Source organism: Nocardia vinacea NBRC 16497, from assembly GCF_000308835.1.
Lineage (GTDB): Bacteria > Actinomycetota > Actinomycetes > Mycobacteriales > Mycobacteriaceae > Nocardia > Nocardia vinacea.
Genome location: NZ_BAGN01000018.1, coordinates 41,437 through 47,774 on the forward strand (window position 1 = coordinate 41,437; position 6,338 = coordinate 47,774).

Below are 6,338 nucleotides of genomic sequence, written 5' to 3' on the forward strand. Positions count from 1 at the left end.
AGGAATCAGGCCATATCGCGCCGCTGCACCAGCCACATCGTGCCCACCGCGAAGAGCGCCACATACACCACCAGCGCGATGAGCGACTGAGTCCGCGACAGGATGTCGAGCACACCCGGTGTCGACGGCCCCTCGACGGTCCGCATCGCACCGGCCATCGAACCCGCTGCCGTACCGGGCAAATGATCGGTGAGCACCTTGATCGGGCTGAAGATCGCCGCGACACCGCGCAGCAGATTCTCCACAACCAGCACCCACACCAGCCCGAGTCCGACGGCCAGTGCGGGACCGCGTGCGATCGCCCCGATCAGTGCGCCCGCCAGCGTCCACATGCCGAGAATCGCTGTGCCGGTGATGATTCCGATCACCGCCTGTCCCAGTCCGGGCAATGCGAGCGATTGTGATCGGGTCATCGCGATAATCGAGGCGACCCCGATATCCGCCACGAATGCGACGCACACCAGCCCGATAACCGTGATCGCCAGGCTGATCAGCGCTCCGCCGATGGCATTGGTCCGCGACGGACCTTGGGTGAGCACGGTTTTCCAAGTGCCCCAGCCATATCCACTGCCGATGGTCAATGCGCCGAGGATGAGCATCAGCGCGCCACCGAACATCGCCATGCCCTGGGTGAAAACCTCCGGCACCGCGGCGGGCAACATCTGATGCAGCAGCACGTCTTTGGGCACGCCGTTCGACATCGTCTTCATATCGCCGGAGGAGTAGGCGAGGTAGTTGAAGAGGTAGGCGAAGGTCAGATTCAGCAGAATCCAGGTGCCGAGAATAATCCAGAATGCGGGCCACTTACGCAGTCGCAGCATTTCCGCTTTCGTGCTCGCCATCAGGTCTTTCATTGTCCCGTTCATTTCGCAGGCGCCAATTGGGTCATTTCGAAGAACACGTCTTCCAGGGACTTTTCATCGGTCCGCAGTTCCAGCAGATCCGCGCCGGATTCGACGACCGCACGCGCGACCACCGGCGCGCTGTCCGCACCGGCCTCGATCCGAATACCGCCCGCGGTCAACATGGCCGAGCGCTCGCCGACCACCCGGCGCACTGCGGGAAATGCCACCTCGAGCGGTTCGGCCCGCAGCAAAAGCGAAGAGGCGCCGCGCAATTCGGCGACCGTGGATTCGGTGAGCAGTTGCCCGCCGGAGATCACACCGACGCGATCACAGATCTCCTGCACCTCGCTGAGCATGTGGCTGGACAGCAGCACGGTATGACCGTCACCGGCGAGAGTTGTGATGAGCTCCCGCATTTCGGCCATGCCCTGCGGGTCGAGGCCATTGGTCGGCTCATCCAGGATCAGCAGATCGGGACGGCCGAGCAGAGCCGCGCCGACGCCGAGGCGCTGCTTCATGCCGAGGGAGTAGGTGCGGAATTTGTCGTCGGCGCGATTGGCGAGGCCGACGCGGTCGAGTGCGTCCTCCACATCGGCACGCTCGAGGCAGCGGTATTTCGCGAGTACCCGCAGGTTGTCGCGGCCGGTGAGGTAGGGGTAGAAGCCGGGGCCCTCGATGAGGACGCCGATGCGGCGGACCACGGCGGGATCGCCCGGGGTATGGCCGAGCACGGTGGCGGTGCCCTCGGTGGGGCGGATCAAACCGACCAGCATTCGCAGCGTGGTCGTCTTGCCCGCGCCGTTCGGACCGAGGAAGCCGTAGATCTCGCCGGGCGCGACATTTATATGCACGCGGTCGACGGCGGCGTGGGTGCCGTAGCGTTTGGTCAGCCCTGCGGTGACCACGATGGAATCTGTCATGCACCGAGAATCCGCCCCCGACCAGGGGTGACACATCCGTCGCGCGGCGATGCTCGACGTACGTACGGCGGCCTACGAAGCACGGTGACAGCGGATGCGACGACTGATTTCGCAGGCACACGGGTAACTTGTCGGGAATGCCCAAAACGTGGCTGTCACCTCGACCGATGGCCCGCGACGCGACCGTTGGGGCACCAACGGCCGGCGAAATATCCGGGGAGGCTGGGGAGCATACGTAGCGCGGCGGACGTCTTGGCGCGTCCGGGCTAATAGGCTGCAAGTGTGACAGCGCCAGGGGAATCGAAACGTGGCCCGGTCGTGCAGGACTGGGTGCTCGCGCTCGTCGTCGCGGCGATCCAGGTCGTCGGGGGACGCAATGCCAACCTGCGCCAGACCGGAGTGCACTCGCTCGACGCATTCGGCTATGTGCTGTTGCTCATCGGACCGGTGGCGTTATTGCTACGCCGTTCCTACCCGCTGCCCGCGCTGCTCGTGACGATCGCGTCCTGCGCGGTGTACCTGCTGGGCGGCTACGGCTACGGCCCGATCTTCGTCTCCCTGGTGATCGCATTCATCAGCGCCGCGATCGTCGGATCGCGCTGGTGGACATATCCGCTCGCGCCGATCGGCTATCTCGCGCTGCTCTGGCCGCTGCCCGCGCTGGTCGGACATCCGGCCGACCCGTGGCTGGCATTCGGCATGATCGCCTGGCTGGGTGTGCTGGTCGCGATCGCGGAGGGGATCCGTCAGCGCCAGGCGGTGCTGGTAGCGCGCAGGCAGCGGGCCGAGGCGGCGCGCCGCGATGAGGAGGCGCAGCGTGAACGACGGGCCAGCGAGGAACGGCTTGCCATTGCCCGTGAGCTGCACGATGTACTGGCACATAGCCTTTCGCTGATCAATGTGCAGTCCTCGGTCGCGCTGGAGCTTTTCGACAAGAAGCCGGAACAGGCCGAATCGGCGCTCGCGGCGATCAAAACGGCGAGTAAGGATGCGTTGGCCGAGGTGCATACGCTGCTGCACGCCATCCGCAGCGGCAGCCCGACACCCGGCGCGGCCGAAGTGGATGAATCGGATGTCGAGCCGGAATCCGCGCCCGCGCGCCGCGAATCCGAACGGGCCCAAGATAATCCGGTTGCCCACAGCGTCGAGGCCCGGCCGCCCGCACCGCGGAGCCCGGCCCCGAGCATCGAGGACCTGGACGCACTGCTGCAGCGCACCCGCGCCGCCGGTCTCACGGTCGACACCCGCATCATCGGCACCGCACACAAACTGCCCAGCGTCGTCGATGTGGCGGCGGCCCGCATCATCCAGGAATCGCTGACCAATGTGGTCCGCCACGCGCCCGGCGCACCGGCCGCGGTGACCATCCGCTATGCCGCCGATTCGGTCGAGATCACCATCGACAACGCTCGCGCCACCGGCACACAATCGAAGTCCGGACCGAGTGGCGGCAACGGCATTCTCGGCATGCGCGAACGCGCACACGCCCTCGGCGGTCAGCTCATCGCGGGGCCGCGGCCCAGTGGCGGATTCCGCGTGGTGGCCCGGCTACCGTCCCAGGTGGTGGCTCAGGAGGAGGCGCGATGAACGGCGGCAATTCGAGGGACGCGGGTGGGCCCGTCCGAGTATTGGTTGCCGACGATCAAGCCTTGGTGCGCGGCGGTTTCGTCGCGCTGCTCGACGCGCAGGACGGGATCGAGGTGGTGGGCGAGGCCGATAATGGCGAACAGGCCGTCCGCATGACCCGCAGCCTGACCCCCGACGTGGTCCTGATGGATATCAGAATGCCGGTCCTGGACGGCCTTGCCGCCACCAGAATGATCGCCGAGGATCCGAAACTCGCCGAGGTGAAGGTGGTCGTGCTGACCACCTTCGAACTCGACGAATACGTCTTCGAAGCAATGCGCGCGGGCGCGACGGGGTTCCTGGTCAAACACACCGAACCCGCCGACCTCGTCCGCGCCATCCGAGTCGTCGCCGCGGGTGACGCGCTGCTCTCACCCGGCGTCACCCGCCGCCTCATCGCCGAATTCTCCGCCCGCGCCAAACAACCCCCACCCGCCGCCTTCACCGAACTCACCGACCGCGAGCGCGAGGTCATGACCCTGGTAGCCGAGGGCCTCACCAATGCCGAAATCGGCGAACGCCTATTCATGAGCCCCGCCACCGCCCGCACTCATGTCAGCCGCATCCTCATGAAGCTGGACGCGCGAGACCGCACCCAACTCGTGGTCATGGCCTACGAATCCGGCCTGGTCCGCCCCGGCTGGCAATAACGCTGTCGCTCGCGAAGTAGCGGCGGGCGGTCGGGTGGTACATGGCGGGGATGGCAACCAACACGGCCAGGATGTGTCCGGTGCGGAAGGTGCCGGTGATCACCGCGGATGCGGTGAGGTTGTCGAACAGGTCGCCGATTTGCTTGGCGGACAACATGGCTGCCAGTGGTTCGATGATCAGCGAGGCCAGGCCGATTACGCCGATGCCGACGGTGAGCACCATCCTGGCCCAGCGGGCACCGCGCGCCATCTGGACCGCAACGCCGAGAACCACCAGGTAGATGCCGCCGCGAATAACCAGACCTGTTGCGAGCGAGCCGATATCGGCATTCGGGCGGTCCAATTGCACGGCGGTGTAGGTGATGGCCTCGCCGACACCGCAAAGCAGCGCGATGACGAGTGCGGTGAATGCGACGGAAACCGAGCGTGGCGGGTCGGTTCGTGGCCGTACGGAAAAGGCAGTGCCGGTCATACAACCGACACTGCCTTTCGTGGTCCGAACTCCGGATCAGCCTGCGGTAGCGGCTGTTTCTCGTACCGGAGTGCTATCGCGCGTGGCGAATTCGGTGAGCGCCGCGAAACCGAGGCCGAGACAGGCCCACAGAGTGGCCGTCTCGCCGAGCGATGTCGCACGGAACTGCCACAGCAGTACGGCCGGGAAGTCGTCCTTCACCTCGTTCACACCGGGCAACAGGATGTACCCGAGTACGACGATCAGCACGAATGCCGCGACCCCGGCGATCAGCCGTACCGTACCGAGTTGCGCGGCAAGCAGTTTGTAGACGTACAGCCCGATACCGACGGCAGCCAGCCCGAGTAGCACCGCCGCCAACCACAGCAGGGTGCGCTGGTTGATGGTGTCCGGTTCACCCACAGCGGGCGGATTGGCCGGGTACTTGAAGAACGGCACCGCCACGATCGCGGTCCAACCGGCCAATGCCAATCCGAGCGCGAGCTTCGGCCCCGACAAGGCGGTGTACCGGCGTGCGAAATGCGCGACCGAAGCGAAGATCGCCCCGAGCGCGAGCCCGGCGAGTCCGAGCGCAAGGAACTGCCCGAACTTCTGCCCGGACCGACTGACCAGCGGTTCTTCCTCGTCACCGTGCGTATGCCCGGCTGGTTCCTGGGCGTGCTCGGTGGCCTTTGCGGTATTGGCCTCTTCGATGGAGATGGCGGCGTCGATCTTGGGTTCGCCGACGAAGTAGCCCACTGTCGCGGCCAGCAGACCGGCGATGAGGCCGGCCAGCAGGCCACGGAGCAGCAGGGTCTTGAGCGATCCGCCCAGGGGGACGGCAGCCGACGGAGTCGGCGGGGTGGGTGTACTCAGTGGCACGGCACACCGAGCAGGTGACGTCCGTCATGCATGAGCTCATGCAGGTACATCCCGCTGCGCGAGATGACGCCCTGGTCGAAGCCGACCAGGTACAGCGTGAGCAATGCGAGAAGAACGACGCCCACTGCGATGAGCAGTGTGCCGAGTGAATCAGTTGCCCGACTCGGTGAATGCGCGATAGCCATTCGAGTCCTCCTAGGGATGCGCGTCCCGTGAGTTGTTCGGTGCGAAGGTGCCGGTGTCTGGCTTTCCGGCACCAAGGACTCGGTGCAAGAACACAGTGGCGCGACCGCTTCGGAATTTCACCGAATTACCGCGTCACCCTCGCGTTTGTCCTTCGAACTGTGACATCCGGTTGTACTCGGCGTCAACACAGCGCGCGACTTGCCCAGGCCGGGATGGGCGAGTCGCGCGCCCGCGTCTGTCCAGCGGTTTCAGGAAGCGGACTTGGCCGCGACGTCCAGTACGACCTCGAATTCCAGCAGTGAGGCACCCGTCGAAACCGGCTTCTGCCGCTCGCCGGCGTGCGCCTCGCGTGCGGGTCCGTCCCGCCACGCCGCGAACGATTCCTCCGAATCCCACTGGGTGACAACGAAGTACCGGTTCTCCCCGGCCACCGGCCGCAGCAACTGGAAGCCGAGGAAGCCCGGCGAGCCCTCGACCGCGTGCGCGCGATGGGCGAATCGCTTCTCCAACTCGGGGCCCGCGCCCTCCGGAACCTCGATCGCATTGATCTTCACAACAGCCATGGCTCCGACGATACGTCCGCGCGCATGGTCTACCCCGCAGCGCATGCGGGGTAGACCATCGGAGACGAGTTGACCACGAGACTCTCCGACTACGGAGCGAGTCTTACGAGCGACCGTTCGCGGCCCGTCTCGCGTCCGCGCCGAAGGCGCGGCCATCGACTCAGCCGAGTCGTCGAAGCGCATGCGCCGCACGCGTAGGACTCGATCATCCGTCG

General features: G+C 65.9%; 8 protein-coding genes. 2 read left to right on the forward strand and 6 right to left on the reverse strand.

Going from position 1 to position 6,338, the window contains the following annotated elements:
• Positions 1-5 precede the first annotated feature (5 nt).
• Positions 6-842, reverse strand: a complete 837-nt coding sequence (locus ON44_RS02760) for an ABC transporter permease (protein WP_245566987.1) — start codon at positions 840-842, stop codon at positions 6-8.
• 20 nt (positions 843-862) lie between these two features.
• On the reverse strand, positions 863-1,765 hold the full coding sequence (locus ON44_RS02765; RefSeq protein WP_040686173.1) for an ABC transporter ATP-binding protein: 903 nt from the start codon (positions 1,763-1,765) through the stop codon (positions 863-865).
• A 282-nt stretch (positions 1,766-2,047) separates the two neighbouring features.
• Between ON44_RS02765 and ON44_RS02770 the strand changes: the two genes are divergently transcribed.
• Together ON44_RS02770 and ON44_RS02775 are read left to right on the forward strand one after the other, a co-directional pair.
• On the forward strand, positions 2,048-3,352 hold the full coding sequence (locus ON44_RS02770) for a sensor histidine kinase (protein ID WP_040686174.1): 1,305 nt from the start codon (positions 2,048-2,050) through the stop codon (positions 3,350-3,352).
• Positions 3,349-4,041, forward strand: a complete 693-nt coding sequence (locus ON44_RS02775; RefSeq protein WP_051181404.1) for a response regulator transcription factor — start codon at positions 3,349-3,351, stop codon at positions 4,039-4,041. Before ON44_RS02770 ends, ON44_RS02775 begins: the two co-directional genes overlap by 4 nt.
• On the opposite strand, the gene ON44_RS02780 is transcribed toward ON44_RS02775, so the two are convergent.
• The 4 genes from ON44_RS02780 to mhuD form a co-directional block, all read right to left on the reverse strand.
• Positions 3,998-4,513 (reverse strand): hypothetical protein, encoded by a 516-nt coding sequence (locus ON44_RS02780; RefSeq protein WP_051181406.1) that lies wholly within the window; start codon positions 4,511-4,513, stop codon positions 3,998-4,000. The two genes, ON44_RS02775 and ON44_RS02780, sit on opposite strands and share 44 nt — an antisense overlap.
• A gap of 36 nt (positions 4,514-4,549) precedes the next feature.
• Positions 4,550-5,374 carry a CbtA family protein gene (locus ON44_RS02785; RefSeq protein WP_051181408.1) on the reverse strand — a complete coding sequence of 275 codons (825 nt, stop codon included), beginning with the start codon at positions 5,372-5,374 and terminating at the stop codon, positions 4,550-4,552.
• The gene (locus ON44_RS02790; protein ID WP_040686176.1) at positions 5,365-5,559 is read right to left on the reverse strand and encodes a CbtB domain-containing protein; all 195 of its coding nucleotides are present in this window, start codon (positions 5,557-5,559) and stop codon (positions 5,365-5,367) included. The genes ON44_RS02785 and ON44_RS02790 overlap by 10 nt, the downstream gene beginning before the upstream one ends.
• Before the next feature lie 249 nt (positions 5,560-5,808).
• Positions 5,809-6,123, reverse strand: coding sequence for a mycobilin-forming heme oxygenase MhuD (gene mhuD / locus ON44_RS02795; protein ID WP_040686177.1), 315 nt, complete (start codon positions 6,121-6,123; stop codon positions 5,809-5,811).
• Positions 6,124-6,338 lie beyond the last annotated feature (215 nt).